The 13,433-nt window shown below is 71.9% G+C and carries 12 protein-coding genes; 4 read left to right on the forward strand and 8 right to left on the reverse strand.

The features are described from left to right. Positions 1-404: 404 nt before the first annotated feature. Complete coding sequence (locus tag VFW71_13260; protein HEU5003726.1) at positions 405-1,877, reverse strand: EAL domain-containing protein; 1,473 nt, start codon at positions 1,875-1,877, stop codon at positions 405-407. A gap of 242 nt (positions 1,878-2,119) precedes the next feature. Between VFW71_13260 and glgC the strand changes: the two genes are divergently transcribed. The 3 genes from glgC to VFW71_13275 all read left to right on the forward strand — a co-directional run bounded on the left by glgC (position 2,120) and on the right by VFW71_13275 (position 5,070). Beyond that, positions 2,120-3,352 carry a glucose-1-phosphate adenylyltransferase gene (gene glgC, locus VFW71_13265; protein ID HEU5003727.1) on the forward strand — a complete coding sequence of 411 codons (1,233 nt, stop codon included), beginning with the start codon at positions 2,120-2,122 and terminating at the stop codon, positions 3,350-3,352. A 148-nt stretch (positions 3,353-3,500) separates the two neighbouring features. Next, on the forward strand, positions 3,501-4,679 hold the full coding sequence (locus tag VFW71_13270) for a MarP family serine protease (protein ID HEU5003728.1): 1,179 nt from the start codon (positions 3,501-3,503) through the stop codon (positions 4,677-4,679). A 16-nt stretch (positions 4,680-4,695) separates the two neighbouring features. Further along, a complete protein-coding gene (locus VFW71_13275) occupies positions 4,696-5,070 on the forward strand; it encodes an Hpt domain-containing protein (GenBank protein ID HEU5003729.1) in 375 nt (124 codons plus the stop codon). Here the strand turns inward: VFW71_13275 and VFW71_13280 are convergent. Genes VFW71_13280 through VFW71_13290 form a run of 3 tightly spaced genes read right to left on the reverse strand, consistent with a single transcriptional unit; the run spans position 5,057 to position 7,991 of the window. Continuing rightward, on the reverse strand, positions 5,057-6,667 hold the full coding sequence (locus VFW71_13280) for an MFS transporter (GenBank protein HEU5003730.1): 1,611 nt from the start codon (positions 6,665-6,667) through the stop codon (positions 5,057-5,059). The genes VFW71_13275 and VFW71_13280 overlap by 14 nt on opposite strands. Further along, entirely contained in the window at positions 6,664-7,389 is a 726-nt protein-coding gene (locus VFW71_13285; GenBank protein HEU5003731.1) for an LppX_LprAFG lipoprotein, read from the reverse strand. Before VFW71_13285 ends, VFW71_13280 begins: the two co-directional genes overlap by 4 nt. Continuing rightward, positions 7,386-7,991 (reverse strand): DUF1684 domain-containing protein, encoded by a 606-nt coding sequence (locus VFW71_13290; GenBank protein ID HEU5003732.1) that lies wholly within the window; start codon positions 7,989-7,991, stop codon positions 7,386-7,388. Before VFW71_13290 ends, VFW71_13285 begins: the two co-directional genes overlap by 4 nt. Before the next feature lie 192 nt (positions 7,992-8,183). On the opposite strand from VFW71_13290, the gene VFW71_13295 reads away from it, so the two are divergent. Beyond that, positions 8,184-9,965 carry an HD domain-containing phosphohydrolase gene (locus VFW71_13295; GenBank protein ID HEU5003733.1) on the forward strand — a complete coding sequence of 594 codons (1,782 nt, stop codon included), beginning with the start codon at positions 8,184-8,186 and terminating at the stop codon, positions 9,963-9,965. A 103-nt stretch (positions 9,966-10,068) separates the two neighbouring features. Here the strand turns inward: VFW71_13295 and VFW71_13300 are convergent, their stop codons facing one another. The 4 genes from VFW71_13300 to VFW71_13315 all read right to left on the reverse strand — a co-directional run bounded on the left by VFW71_13300 (position 10,069) and on the right by VFW71_13315 (position 13,427). Continuing rightward, positions 10,069-10,392, reverse strand: a complete 324-nt coding sequence (locus tag VFW71_13300; protein HEU5003734.1) for a hypothetical protein — start codon at positions 10,390-10,392, stop codon at positions 10,069-10,071. Positions 10,393-10,854: 462 nt separating this feature from the next. Further along, positions 10,855-11,217, reverse strand: a complete 363-nt coding sequence (locus VFW71_13305; GenBank protein HEU5003735.1) for a hypothetical protein — start codon at positions 11,215-11,217, stop codon at positions 10,855-10,857. Positions 11,218-11,495: 278 nt separating this feature from the next. Then, entirely contained in the window at positions 11,496-12,986 is a 1,491-nt protein-coding gene (locus tag VFW71_13310; protein ID HEU5003736.1) for a sugar transferase, read from the reverse strand. 159 nt (positions 12,987-13,145) lie between these two features. After that, on the reverse strand, positions 13,146-13,427 hold the full coding sequence (locus tag VFW71_13315) for an NAD-dependent epimerase/dehydratase family protein (GenBank protein HEU5003737.1): 282 nt from the start codon (positions 13,425-13,427) through the stop codon (positions 13,146-13,148). Between the last annotated feature and the right edge of the window lie 6 nt (positions 13,428-13,433).

The following is a 13,433-nucleotide window of genomic DNA, read 5'->3' on the forward strand; positions in this document are numbered from 1 at the left end:
GACAGCTTGCCAGGGGGCCTTCTCACCCGTCAAGGGCCTTCGGTCTGCTTCGCAGACGGCCCTCGGTTGGTCCGGGAGGGGAAAGGCAAAGGCGAAGCAAACCGCCGCTTGACAGCCCGACCCTCATAGGTGTCCCACTGGCCGGGACGAATGTCCCCCACCTCAGCCGAGGGGCCGCATGCGTGGACCACGAACGATGGCATGGGTCCGGGTGCCCCGCGACCAGCAAAATTCCGTATCAGAGCCCGGACTCGGACCGCCGCCCACGTCATCGCAGGTCGATTTGCCCGCAACGCGTGCGACGTGACCTCGTAGCGCCCCCCGGGGCCGCTCGGGTAAGCGCCGACCGATGTGTCCCTCGAACGACTTCTTTCGAGTCAGAGGCTCGAAGCGACCCCGTCGGCCTAGCCCCGCACCGTGGCGACCCACTGGTCGATGCCCGTCGGCCGCTCGGGGTGGTGGTCCAACCATTCCATTAGATCGCGCGCCGGCAGGGCCCGGCTCAGCCACCAGCCTTGGGCCAGGTCGCAGTGGAAGCTGCCCAGCAGCTCGCAGGTCGTCTCGGACTCGGCCCCCTCGGCCACGACCTCGAGACCCAGGTTGTGGGCCAGCTCGATGGTCGCCCGGACGATGGCGGCGTCGGTGGGGTCCGAGGTCATGTGCTGCACGAAGGAGCGGTCGATCTTCACCTGGTTGACCGGCATCTCCTTCAGGTAGGTCAGGGACGAGTAGCCGGTCCCGAAGTCGTCCAGTGCCAGCCGGACGCCCATGGCGGACAGCTTCGGCAGCAGGTCCTTGGCCCGGCCCAGCTCGCCCAGCACCGCGCTCTCGGTGATCTCCAGCATCAGCTGGGCGGGCGGCACCCGCCAGCGCCACAGCAGGCGGGACAGCTCGCCGGCCAGGTCGGGGTCGTGCAGGTGGCGGGCGGACAGGTTGACCGCCACCTGCAGGCTGCGGCCCTCCTTGCGCCACTCGGCCCACTGCCGGCACGCCAGCTCCAGTGCCTGCAGGGTGAGGGGGCGGATCAGGCCGGTGCGCTCGGCCAGCGGGATGAACTCGGCGGGCATCACCAGGCCCCGGGTGGGGTGTTCCCAGCGCAGCAGGGCCTCGACGCTGTGCACCGTCCCGGTCCGCAGGTCCAGCTGGGGCTGGTAGTCCAGGACCAGCTCGTCGCCCTCCAGCGCCCGGCGCAGCTCGCCCATCAGGGCCAGCCGGGACGGCCGGTACCCGTCCTTGCGGGCCGAGTAGGCCTCGACGCCGCTCTGCGCCGCCTTGGTGACGTACAGGGCCACGTCCGCCCGCTGGAGCAGGAGGTCGACATCCTCGCCGTGCTCGGGGTAGAGGGCCACACCCATGCTGATCTCGACATGCAGCGAGAGGTCGTCGATGGTCACCGTCTCCCCCACCGCCGCCAGGATGCGCCGGCCCTCGGCCACGGCGTCGGCCAGCGCCAGCTCGGTCTCCATCAGCACGCCGAACTCGTCGCCACCCAGGCGGGCGACGGTGGCAGCGCCCTCGACGGCGGCCACCAGGCGGGTGGCCAGCTCCTGCAGCACCCGGTCGCCGTTGTAGTGGCCCAGGGTGTCGTTGATCTCCCGGAAGCGGTCGACGTCCAGCAGCATGACGACCGCCCGGCGCCCCACCGCCTCGGCCACGCTGAGCGCGGCGGCCACCTGGTCGCGGAACTCGACCCGGTTGGGCAGGCCGGTCAGGGGGTCGTGCAGGGCGAGGTGCGCCTTCTCGGTGGCCAGGACCTCCAGCTGGTGGGCACGGTCGGCGACCTCCCGGTGCTCCCGCTGGAGGCGGTGCAGCACGGCGGCGGCGAGGACCCCCAGGGGGGCCGCGATCCCTAACCCGACGACCAGCGCGGCGATCATGAAGGACCCACGGCTCCTCGCTTGCAGATTGAAATGCCCCTGCCGGGCGCCTCTCATCTGATTGTCGGCCGGAAGCACCGGGCGGGGAATAGCTAAAAGCGGCAGTTTTCCGCTCCGCCGGATGACGACTTTTGGCTAGTGCTTTTTGTCGAGGCCGGCAACGATCAATGCCGGGGGGCGGGCAAAGCGGTCTGGTATGTTCCAGGCAGGGGGCGTTCGGGGGGCGAGGGGCAGGCGGACCAATGGCACACCGAACGCTCGCAATGGTGCTCGCGGGCGGCGCCGGCAAGCGGCTGGCCCCCCTGACCGCCGACCGGGCGAAGCCGGCGGTGCCCTTCGGGGGCCACTACCGGCTCATTGACTTCGTCCTCTCCAACCTGGTCAACGGCGGTGAGCGCCACATCGTGGTGCTCACCCAGTACAAGAGCCACAGCCTGGACCGCCACATCTCCCAGGCCTGGCGGCTCTCGACGCTGCTCGGCGACTACGTCGCCCCGGTGCCCGCCCAGATGCGCCGGGGCCCCCGCTGGTTCGCCGGGTCGGCCGATGCCATCTTCCAGAACCTCAACCTGGTGTATGACGAACGCCCGGACCACATCCTGGTCTTCGGCGCCGACCACATCTACCGCATGGATCCCCGCCAGATGGTGGAGGACCATGCCGCCTCCGGAGCCGGGGTCACCGTCGCCGCCATCCGCTGCCCCATCGAGGAGTCGCAGTCCTTCGGCGTCATCGAGGTCGATGAGCAGGGCCACATCACCGCCTTCTTGGAGAAGCCTGCCCACCCCAAGGGGCTCCCGGGCGCCCCGGACCAGATCCTGGCCTCGATGGGCAACTACGTGTTCACCACCGCGGCCCTCATCGACGCCGTGACCGCCGACGCCTACGACGATGAGACCAGCCACGACATCGGGGGCGACATCATCCCCCGCATGGTGTCCCAGGGCGTCGCCCGGGTGTACGACTTCGCCGCCAACGACGTCCCGGGGGCGACCGCCCGGGACCGGGGCTACTGGCGCGACGTGGGGACCCTGGACGCCTATTACGAGGCCAACATGGACCTGGTGTCGGTCCACCCGATCTTCAACCTGTACAACGAGCGCTGGCCCATCTACTCCTGGCAGAGCCCGGCGCCGCCCGCCAAGTTCGTCTTCGAGGAGGGGGACCGCCGGGGCCAGGCCCTGGACTCGCTGGTGTGCGCCGGCACCATCATCTCGGGCGGCACCGTCCGCCAGTCGATCGTGTCGCCCGCTGTGCACGTCCACGCCGGGGCGCTGGTCGAAGGGTCGGTGCTCCTCAACGGGGTACATGTCGGGGAGGGAGCCGTGGTGCGGCGGGCCATCATCGACAAGAACGTGGTCGTGCCGCCCGGGTGCCGCATCGGCGTCGAGCCGGAACTCGACGGGGAGCGCTTCGTGGTGTCGGAGTCGGGCGTGGTGGTCATCGGCAAGAACCAGCGGATTGCGCCCCACTGAGCCCGTCACCCGAGACGGTCCCGCACCGGCCCCCGCGCCCCCCCGGGCCCGCCCGCGCCCGGCGCCGTCGCCGCAGCGCACGGTCCCGATGCCCCCGCTGCCCCAACTACCCTCGTCGCCCTCGTGGCCGTAGGAGAATGCCAGCCTCATGAACCTGGTCGACCTCATCATCCTGGCCGCCGTCGTCGCGTCGGCAGCCCACGGGTTCTTCCGGGGGGCGGCCATCCAGCTGTGCTCCTTTGCCGGATTCTGGGGCGGGCTGATCCTGGGGGCGGTGATCGCCAAGGGGGTCAACGGCCACGTCCACAACGCCACCTCCAAGACCGTCGTGGCGGTCGTCATCGTGTTCGGTCTGGCCATCCTGCTCGGTGGGATCGGCGAGCGGGTGGGGGCGAGGATCCGCACCAGCCTGCGGGTAATGCTGCTGGGGCCGGTCGACTCCGGCGTCGGGGCGGCCATCGGCATCGTCGCCACCCTGCTGGCGGTCTGGCTGATCGCCGCCATGCTCCTGGCGCTGGGCAACCTCCCGTCCCTGTCCCGGCCCATCAGCCACTCCGCCATCGTCAAGTCGTTGACCCGGACCCTGCCGCCGGCCCCGTCGGTGTTCGCCCGGGTGGGCGCCTTCCTCACGCCCACCGGCCTCCCCGAAGTCTTCGACCGGGCGGCCAATGCGGTGCCCATCCCTCTGCCCGCTCCGTCCGACCCGGAGGTGGCCAGGGCGGTGGAGCCCGCCCAGAACTCCACGGTGAAGGTGCAGGGGCTCGGCTGCGGCGGCGTGAAGAGCGGATCGGGGTTCATCGTGGCGTCAAACGTCGTCGTCACCAACGCCCACGTCGTTTCCGGCATCGCCCTGCCGGAGGTCATCGACCACAAGGGGCGCCGATTCGCCAACGTCACCGTGGTGCTGTTCGACCCCGAGGTGGACCTGGCGGTGCTGCGGGTATCCGGGCTGGGCGGGACCCCGCTCAACATCGACCAGAACGACGCCCCCCGGGGCACCAGCGGCGCGGTGCTCGGCTACCCGGGCGGCGGCCCGTTCACCTATGTGCCGGCGGTGGTGCTCGGTACGCTCCCGCTCACCGGCCCGGACATCTACGGGCGCACCGCCACCGGGCGGTCGGTCTACGAGCTCCAGGCGGCCGTGGTCCCGGGCAACTCGGGCGGGCCGTTCGTCTCCTCCAGCGGGCTGGTCGAGGGCGTGGTGTTCTCCGCCTCGGTCACCTTCCACAACGTCGGCTTCGCCCTGACCGGCAAACAGGTGACCCCGGACATCGTCAAGGGTGAGCACCAGAACGCCGCCGTGAGCACCGGCTCCTGCTCGGGCTGAGGCCGGGGAGGGCGTGATGCCGGGGATGCCGCAGGCGGGAGACCCGCCGCTGAACGCCGCCACCCTCGCCGAGCTGCGGGCGGGGTTCGGCGACGCCGCGGACGCGGTGATGGCGTCCCTGGTGGAGCTGTTCCTCGCCGACGCCGAGGCCGCCCTGGCTGAGATGGCCGGCGCCACGGGGGCCACAGGGGGCACCGGGGGCGACATGTTCGCCCGCTCCGCCCACCGCCTGAAGGGGGGCGCCGCCACGTTGGGGGCCGAGCCCCTGGTGGCCCTGTGCAAGGAGGCCGAGCTCTACGGCCGGGCGGGCGACCTCTCCGGCCGGGCACCGCTGATCGAGGGCATCCGGGCCGAGGTGGCCCGCATCCGGGCCGCCCTCATGGGCTCCTGAGCCGCCTGCCCCCCAGGGCCAGCGCCCAGACCGCGGCGGCGACGCACACCACGGCGGTGATGCGGAAGATCTCGGCGTACTCGACGTGGAAGGCCGCCTGCACGGCGTTCTCGTACACCGCCAGGGCGGCGTTGTAGGCCGCTCCTCCGCTGAACGAGGGCAGCGGTGGGGCGAGGTGGGCGGTAAGCACATGGAAGCGGTGCAGGCCCCAGGCGGCCAGGGCGCCGATGCCCACCAGCATCCCCATCATCCGGGCGGCCACCACCCCGGCCGAGGCGGCCCCATGGTCCTCCACCGAGGAGACCCGCAGCACCACCGAGGCCAGCGGGGCCACCACCACGCCCAGGCCCAGCCCGGCGAGAGCCAGGTCGACGTCCAGGCGGGGCAGCGAGACCGGCCCCAGGTGGTACCGCGCCGCCAGGATGGCCACCGGCCAGGCTGCCACCCGCAGGAAGGCGCCGGCGGCCACCAGGAGGCCGCCCAGGGCCACCGGGCGCTCGCCCAGCCGCCGGGCCAGCGCCCCACCGGCGGCGGCCCCCAGGGCGAGGGCCACCAGGAAGCGGAGCAGCAGCAGGGCGGCCTGCAGGTTGTTTTTGACCAGGACGGTCTCGGCCACCAGCGGGACGTCGATCAGCGTCACCATCAGCGCCACCCCGGAGAGGAAGCTGGTCCCCAGGGCGGCAGCGAACGGGGGCAGCTTCCCGGGCGCCGGGGTCAGCAGGCGGGTCGGCGTGCGGCGCTCCCAGACGACGAAGCCGATGAGCACCGCCACCCCGATGGCCACCACCCAGGGCCCCCAGGTGGGCAGCACGCCGTTGGCCGGGTCCGGGTTGTAGAGCCCGATGATCAGCAGGGCGAGGCCCGCCGCCAGGAGGAGGCCGCCCACCAGGTCCACTCGCTGGCCGGGCCGGGCATCCCGCCCGGGGTGGGTGCGCCCCACCACCGCCATCGCCGCCACGGCGAGCGGGATGTTGACCCAGAAGAGCCCCCGCCAGCCGATGGCGGCGGCGATCAGCGCCCCGTACAGGGGGCCGAGCACGCTCCCCAGCTCCTGCACGGCACCCACGATGCCCAGCGGCACGGTGCGGGTGGCCTCATCCCACTGGTCGCCCACCACGGCGAAGGTGACGGGCAGCAGTGCCCCGGCAGCCGCCCCCTGCAGCACCCGGGCACCCACCAGGAAGGCCAGGCTGTGGGCCAGGGCCGACAAGGCCGAACCGGCGGCGAAGGCCAGCAGCGATCCCTGCAGCACGCGGGTGCGGCCGAACCGGTCGGAGAGCTGGCCCAGCAGGGGCATGGCGGCGACGTAGCCCAGCAGGTAGCCGGTGATGATCGGCGTGGCCCGCTGCAGCTCGTCGATCGGGATGCCGAGGTCCCGGATGATGCTGTTGAGGATGGTGACGACGACGTAGGCGTCGATCGACGCCAGCAGGACTGCGGCGCCCGAGGCGCCCGTCGCCAGCCGCCGGCGGGAGGCGTCCGCCCCTTGAGGCGAGCCGGGAGCCCCCCCGGGCGGGGAGGGATCTGCCTCGCTGGACAGGCTGGGAACCTGCCGGGAGCGGAGCCGGGGGCGGAGCGGATCCGCCCGTCTCGTCATGACGACGTCGAGGGGGTGGTGATCGATACCGGGAGGTCGAAGTCGCTGAGCTCGGCGGTCACCACCGTATTGGTGGTGGCGCCCTGGACCTTGAACGGGATGATCGCCTTCAGCAGCCGGCTACCGCTCTGGGCCACCCAGAGCGTCCCCACCACGGTGTCCTGGCCGGGCGCCAGGTCGGCCAGCCCCTTCAGGATGGTGGTGGGCACCCGGGCGGTGAGCTTGTAGGCCGGCGTCGACGAGACGCTCTCCGAGGACACCGCCGTGCCGTCGGTTGCCTGGCCGAGCGTCCCCGCCAGCCCGTTGGTGGGGTCGAGCAATTGGGAAACGTCGTAGAGGTTGGCGGCGTCCTCGGACTGGTAGCCGCCGGTCGGGCCCTTCAGGTAGACCTTGCCGCCCAGCTCCACCACCTGCTCGCTGACCAGGTTGCCCAGGAGGCTGACCTTCACGGTGGCCATCGCCCCCCCGCCCCGGGCCAGCACGCCGTCGGCCGCCTTGATGTTGAGGCTGCCCACCGAGTGGCCGGTGATCTGGATCGAGAAATGGGCGCTGGAGACCGCCGCCATTGCCTGCGAGGCCTGGCGCAGCACGGTGGCCGGGTCGGGGGCGGAGCTGTGGGCGGAGGGCGACGTGCTCCCGCCGCACGCGGCCAGGAGCAGCGTGGCCGCGGCGGCCGTGCCCTTGAGCCAGATCGCTGCCCCTCGCCCCCGCCTCACGGTCATGAACGGTACAACTCCCCGGCGTACACCGGCGCCCGCACCACGTTGCCCGGCTGCGCCAGCGGGCACGCCCAGGCCGGATCGTAGGCGCATGAGGGGTTGTAGGCAAAATTGAGGTCGATCACCAGCCGCCCGCCTGACCCGCCCAGGTCCGCTCCCTTGACCGTGTCCAGAACGTAGCGCCCGCCGCCGTAGGTCTGGTCCCCGGCGAGTCCGTCCCGGATGGGCACGAACACCCCACCCCCGTAGGATGCCAGCCACCAGGCGTCGAGGTCGCCCACCCCGGGCAGGTGCAGGCGCCCCACCCGGTCGTAGGGGACCACGCCGTCGGTGCCGGTCGGGATGTCAAGGTGGACGGGCTCCACGGCGGCGTCCAGCTCCACCTCGAAGCGGAATGCCGGGTCATAGGGCGCCACCGGCGGGCCGGCATAGGAGGGGCGCTGCGCCACGGGCACCGGCGACTGGGGATGGGTGGCCAGCAGCTCGGCCCGGGTGGCGCACCACCGGGCGTGGGCGGCCCGGGGGTCATCGCAGGCCCTGACGGCGGCGTACAGGGCTGCCACGCGCCGGCGCCAGTCGAGCAGCGAGAGCGAATCCGTTCCCATGGCCTGCCGACGATACGGCATCCGGCTGGATCGGGCCGGATCATCGGGCGACCGGCATCCTCCCGAGAGCATGCTCAGCGCCGGAGAAAAAGGCGGAATAGACCGGAGAAGCGGCATAGATACCAGAACAGTTTGGGCCGTTCCCTCATCCGTTAATTTGACACGAATTTCGGTCTGGCCTAGCCTTTCGAGGTGCATAACGAACCGGAAAGTCCGGCTGTTAACGGCGCCGGGATCCGACCGCGGGCCGACGCCGGCCGGTACTGCATGGTGGCGACACTCGGCGGCATCGTGGTCCCCACCGCCGTCGCATTCGCCGCGGCCTTGTGGCTGCGCTCCGGCCACCCGGGTGGCCGGAGCGGGTGGCCCGCCATCTTGGTCGTCCCCCTCATCGCAGCCGCCCTGACCGCTCTGCTGGCCCAGACCGCCTGGCCGTGGGCGGGCCTTCCCGGAGCGGGCCTGAGCGAGTTCCTCCCGCACCGGTGGCTGCGGCGCCGCTGGGCGGCCCGCGAAGCGGGTCTGCTGCTGCAGCGGCTGGAGGCGTTGCCGGCCGTCCCGTCAACCGAAGCCGAGGAGCTGCTGGTCGACCTGGCCGAGGCATTCTCGGCGTCCGACCCGTATACGCGCGGCCAGCCCGCCCGCCGGGCCCGCCTGTGCACCGAGATCGGGAGGGCCTACGGGCTGAGCGAACCGCAGCTCCACGCCGCTCACCTCGCCGCTGTGCTGCACGACCTGGGGATGGCGCGCATCCCGGCGCCGTTGATCCACGCCCGCGGCCCGTTGGCCGCCGAGGATGCCGAGCAGGTCTGGCTCCACCCAGAACGCGGGGCCCGGCTGGTCGCCCCCTACGTTTCCCCGGACGTGGCGGCGGCTGTGCGCAGCCACCACGAACGCCGGGATGGGCGCGGGTACCCCGACGGCCGTGCTGGCGGGGACATTCCCGGCCTCGCCTCGCTGCTCGCGGTCGTGGACACCTACGTGGCGCTGATCACCGATCGGGCGTACCGCCGGGGCCGCTCCCCCCGGCGGGCGTTCGACGAACTGCGAGCCGCGGGTGGTGCGCAGCTGGATGCCGGCCTGGTCGAGACCCTCATCGCTCTCGAGTCGACCAGGGCCGACCGCGGCCTGGGGGCATGGTTTCACGGGACGGGTGGCGCCCTGCGGGGCGCCGAGCACTGGCTGCGCGGGTCCCCGCTGCCCTCCGCCGCCGTGCTGTCCGTCCTCCTGGTGGCGGGCGCCGCCGTGGCAGGGCCGCCAATGGCGGGCATCGCCGCGCCCGCGGCGGCAACCAGACCCGCCCCGGTGCCTTCCGCGTCGCCAACACCCACCCCGCAGGCCACGGCCGCCGCCCTGGTACCCACCCCGCAGGCCACCCCCCCCGCATCGCCGCCTCGCGCAGCGCCCTCATCGACCCCCGGACCTCCGGCCAGTCCACCCTCCCCCCGGGCCACGCATGCCCGGGCAGCGACTGCGCCCGGGCTGACGCCGGTAGCCACGGCCGCGCCGACCGCGCCCGCCGGGGCCAGCACTTCCCCTCAGGCCTTCCTCCCCGTGCCACGCGTGCCCATCGTGCGCGTCATCCTCAATCCCTCGCCCACCGCTCCGGACAGCCCGACGCCCGTGACCTCCCCCACTCCCGGCCCCACGACCGACCCCGGCCGCCGTCCCACGCCCGCTCAGCCCACGCCCGGTCCGTCTCCTGCACCCGGTGCCCCCGCGGTCACCGGCGTCAGCCCGGGCACAGGCCCCAGCCCCGGGGGCACGGTCGTGGCCATCACCGGCTCAGGTTTCAGCGGGGCGACAGCGGTCACGTTCGGGGGCGCCGACGCCTGGGGCTTCAGCGTGCACTCGGACGGCTCGATCACCGCCGTCTCCCCCGGGGGCCATGGTTCGGTGGACGTTGTGGTCATCACCCCGGCGGGCTCGAGCGGGACCGGCAGCGGCGGCGCCGCCCGCTTCCTATATCAGCCCTGACGGGCCTGAGCACGGGTCCCCTCCGGGCCTACCCCCGCGCCACCGCGCCAAGGGCGCCGAGCGGAGGCCACCCGGGCTGGCGGGAGTCGGCCGATAGGCCCTGCTAGCGAACCGTCACGTCCCCGCACGCGCCCGCCTTGATTGGCTCCCCGTCCCCGATGGTGCCGGGCGGCCAAAGCTCCCCGTCCACCTCGTAGGCGCCGGGCACCAGGGAGTTGGGCAACAGCACCTGCCGGGTCTGCGAGGTGGTGCCCGCCGGAAAGGCGACAGCGTCCTCGTCGCCGGTCCCGTCCGCCTGGTCGGCACCGCTCTCGTCGTACAGGGCCGCGCCCAGGGCCAGGGTAACGGCGGCCTTGGCGGTCAGCTTGTAGGTCAGGGTGAATGTGGATCCCCGGGTCATGGCCGGCTGGAGTCCGGTGCAGGTCACGGCAAGTGACGTTACCGAGCCCGCCGCGTCCCCGCCCGGAGCCGGCGACCCCGAAGCCACCGGCGACCCCGAAGCCACCGGCGAGCGCGCCGGCACCGGCGACGAGGACGCTGGGTCCTCAGGGCCCGCAGCGGGCGGAGGCGGACTGCCGAGGCCTCCTGCCGGCACGGCTGACCCCGGCCCAGGCTCCGTCGGCGACGGACCGCTTGTCGGGCCCCCGCCCGCCGCCGAGGCCGCCGGCGCGTGATTGGAGGCAGCTGGATTCCCCGAGCCCGCCGTGCGGGGGGCGGATGCGGAGGCGCCCGAAACCGGCGTGGCCGGCGATCCCACCTGCCGGCGCCCCCCCGTGCTGCCGAGCACGGCGATCCCCGCCACGCCCAGAACCACGAAGCAGGCGACCAGGAAAGCGGCTTTCCTCACCCGCTTTCGCCGACGGGCGCCGGGTGCAGCCCGTCGGGGAACTCAGTCGTGGTGGTGGTGATGGTGGTGGTGGTGGTTGTGCCCCGGCGGGCACACCACGATGGGAGCGTCGTCGGCGTCGCCGTCATGGTCGTAGGGCGGGGGCTTCGGCGTGAAGCAGCTGGTGGGGGTGGGGTGGGGACGGGGCGGATGGTGGTGCTCGAAGAAGCCCAGCTGGCCCAGGAGACCCCCAAGGTCGATGCCCAGAAGCGTGAAGCCGGAATGGGTGTGGGCCGCGGTGGGATGCGTCGGTGCAGCGCTGGCAGTGCCCGCTGCGCCGAGCAGGCCGGCGACCATGACGGTCGCCGTGCCGAACACCGTGAGGCGGTAACTGAGCCGCCGAATGCGGCGAGGTTGGCGAGCCATGTTGCCTCCTTCTCTGGTGACCCTTGGGTCACGCATGTTGGTCACCCTTTGCACGTGGGAAGCCTACCCGGTTCTGTGCCGTTTTACAAGGCGAATTGATCTCCGTGGCAATATGAGCCTTCACCGGGGGGCATTTCTGCCATTCTCCCTGCTCAGAGCCCAGTTCTATTCCATTTCCCCTTCGCACCGCCTGACCGCATGCCGCATTTCTGGACGGTTACTTGCACCGACTTTTCCCCAATGTACAAGCTTTTTCCGCTTCTTCCGCCCACCCGTCCTCAGTAGGCGCCGCGCGGGAGGACTACGGCCCGGAGCGTCTTGAGGAGGAGCAGGAGATCCAGCCACACCGACCAGTTCTCCACGTAGTACAGGTCCAGCCGGACGGCCTCCTCCCAGCACAGGGCCGCCCGCCCGCTCACCTGCCACAGGCCGGTCACGCCGGGCTTGATCAGGTGGCGCCGGTGGTCGTCCTCCTGGTAGTCGGCAACCTCGAACGGCCGGTGGGGCCGCGGGCCCACCAGCGACATCTGGCCCACCAAGACGTTGAACAGCTGCGGGAGCTCATCCAACGAGTGGCGGCGCAGGAACCGGCCCACCCGCGTCACCCGGGGATCGGTCTGCGCCTTGCGACGAACCGGCGTGGCCTCGGCCCCTGGGTCGGCCTGCTCGTCGGGCGAGGCATCGGCCCCCAACACCATGGTGCGGAACTTGAACATCCGGAACTGCCTCCCGTGGCGGCCCACGCGAGCCTGCGAGTACAGGATGGGGCGCCCGCTGCCGATCCACACCGCCAGGGCGATTACCGCGAGAACGGGCGCCAGCACAGCGACCAGCACGGCTCCGCCCACGAGATCGATCGCCCGCTTGACCACGACCTTGGGCCCCGAGAACTCGGGCTGCTCGATGTGCAGCAGGGGCAGCCCATTGATGGGGCGAACCCGGATGCGGCGCCCGGCGAGATCGGTCAGGGCGGGGACCACGAACAGGCGCAGCCCGGTCCCCTCCAGCGCCCACCCGAGCCTCCGCAGCTGGGAGGCGCTCAGGCCGCTCGAGCTGGCGACTGCCACGGCGTTGGCGCCGTGGAGGTGGACCGCAGCGAGGATGTCGACGATACGCTCACCGGTGGTGAGCGCCGCCGGGCACGGCGTGTGGACACCCGCCACGGCGAAGCCGCCTTCCGGGTGGCTCCCCAGGTGAGCAGTAAGGCCTTCGGCCTCGTCCGCGGCGCCGATGATGACCGCCCGGTAGATCGTGGCCTCACCCCGCAGCCGGCGCCGGATCACCCGCCGCGTGCGGTAGCGCACTGCCAGGGAGAGCACCGTGGTGGTGGCCAGGGAGAAGGCAATGACCCCCCTCGAAACCTGCACGTGGGCGACGAACCCCACGACGGCAATGGTGGCCAACAGCCAGACCGTCCCGTTCAGCAGGCCGCGGAATTCCTCCACGCCGGAATCCAGCATCCGGCGGTCGTAGGTGCCGCACAGCCACATCACTCCGACCCACCCGGCGGCGAACACCGGAACCAGCGTCGGGTAGGCGATGCCGTTGATGCTGCCCGCCTGCCCCCCGAACCGGAACACGATGGCCCCGAGAGCCCCCAACACCGCGGCCCCGGCGTCGGCCACCACCAGCCAGGCGACGTAACCGCCCAGCGACAGCGACGGTGCTGCGACCTCAGCCGTCTCCCCGCCGGGGGTGGCAGGTAGCTCGACGACGCTGAGCAGCCCGGCTTGGTGCGCTTCCCCCGCCCAGTCCGGGGCCGAGGTCACAGCCTGTTCCTGGTGCACTCAGTGACCACCACCTGTCGGGTATCGCCGGGGGCTAGCTTCCGCTTCTGCCGCCTGTTCTATTTACTGCCATAATTTCAGTGTCTTTTGCGGCACAAGGCCGCGTTTCTTTTCTGAGAATAATGGCGGTTCCTTGCGGTGTCAATGGCTGCAGACACCTCGCGAGAAACTGTTCTTCAAAATGCCGGCGCTAGGGGTCGTCCTCCGGGCGAGGGGCGAAGATGATTTCCGAGCGGGACCCGGGCAGGGTGCGGATGGATCCGGCAATTTCCAGCACGGTGCGCTTCCTGCGGGTTGCCCGGCTCTCCCGGCCAGGTTGTCCGTGCTGCCGGTGAGGAGGGAGTCATCGCCCACCACCTGGTGCCCACGGTCCAGCAGCACCTCGGTCTGGTGCGATCCAAGGAACCCTGCGGCCCCGGTCACGAGGCC

It is taken from the genome of Actinomycetota bacterium (assembly GCA_035765775.1).
Classification (GTDB): Bacteria; Actinomycetota; CADDZG01; order JAHWKV01; family JAOPZY01; genus DASTWV01.

Bases quoted from the DNA above. Each gene is read 5' to 3' on its own strand.
- VFW71_13280 (HEU5003730.1), bottom strand. From the start codon at position 6,667: ATGACGAGACGGGCGGATCCGCTCCGCCCCCGGCTCCGCTCCCGGCAG.
- VFW71_13270 (HEU5003728.1), top strand. From the start codon at position 3,501: ATGAACCTGGTCGACCTCATCATCCTGGCCGCCGTCGTCGCGTCGGCA.
- VFW71_13275 (HEU5003729.1), top strand. From the start codon at position 4,696: ATGCCGGGGATGCCGCAGGCGGGAGACCCGCCGCTGAACGCCGCCACC.
- glgC (HEU5003727.1), top strand. From the start codon at position 2,120: ATGGCACACCGAACGCTCGCAATGGTGCTCGCGGGCGGCGCCGGCAAG.
- VFW71_13305 (HEU5003735.1), bottom strand. From the start codon at position 11,217: ATGGCTCGCCAACCTCGCCGCATTCGGCGGCTCAGTTACCGCCTCACG.
- VFW71_13285 (HEU5003731.1), bottom strand. From the start codon at position 7,389: ATGACCGTGAGGCGGGGGCGAGGGGCAGCGATCTGGCTCAAGGGCACG.
- VFW71_13290 (HEU5003732.1), bottom strand. From the start codon at position 7,991: ATGGGAACGGATTCGCTCTCGCTGCTCGACTGGCGCCGGCGCGTGGCA.
- VFW71_13260 (HEU5003726.1), bottom strand. From the start codon at position 1,877: ATGATCGCCGCGCTGGTCGTCGGGTTAGGGATCGCGGCCCCCCTGGGG.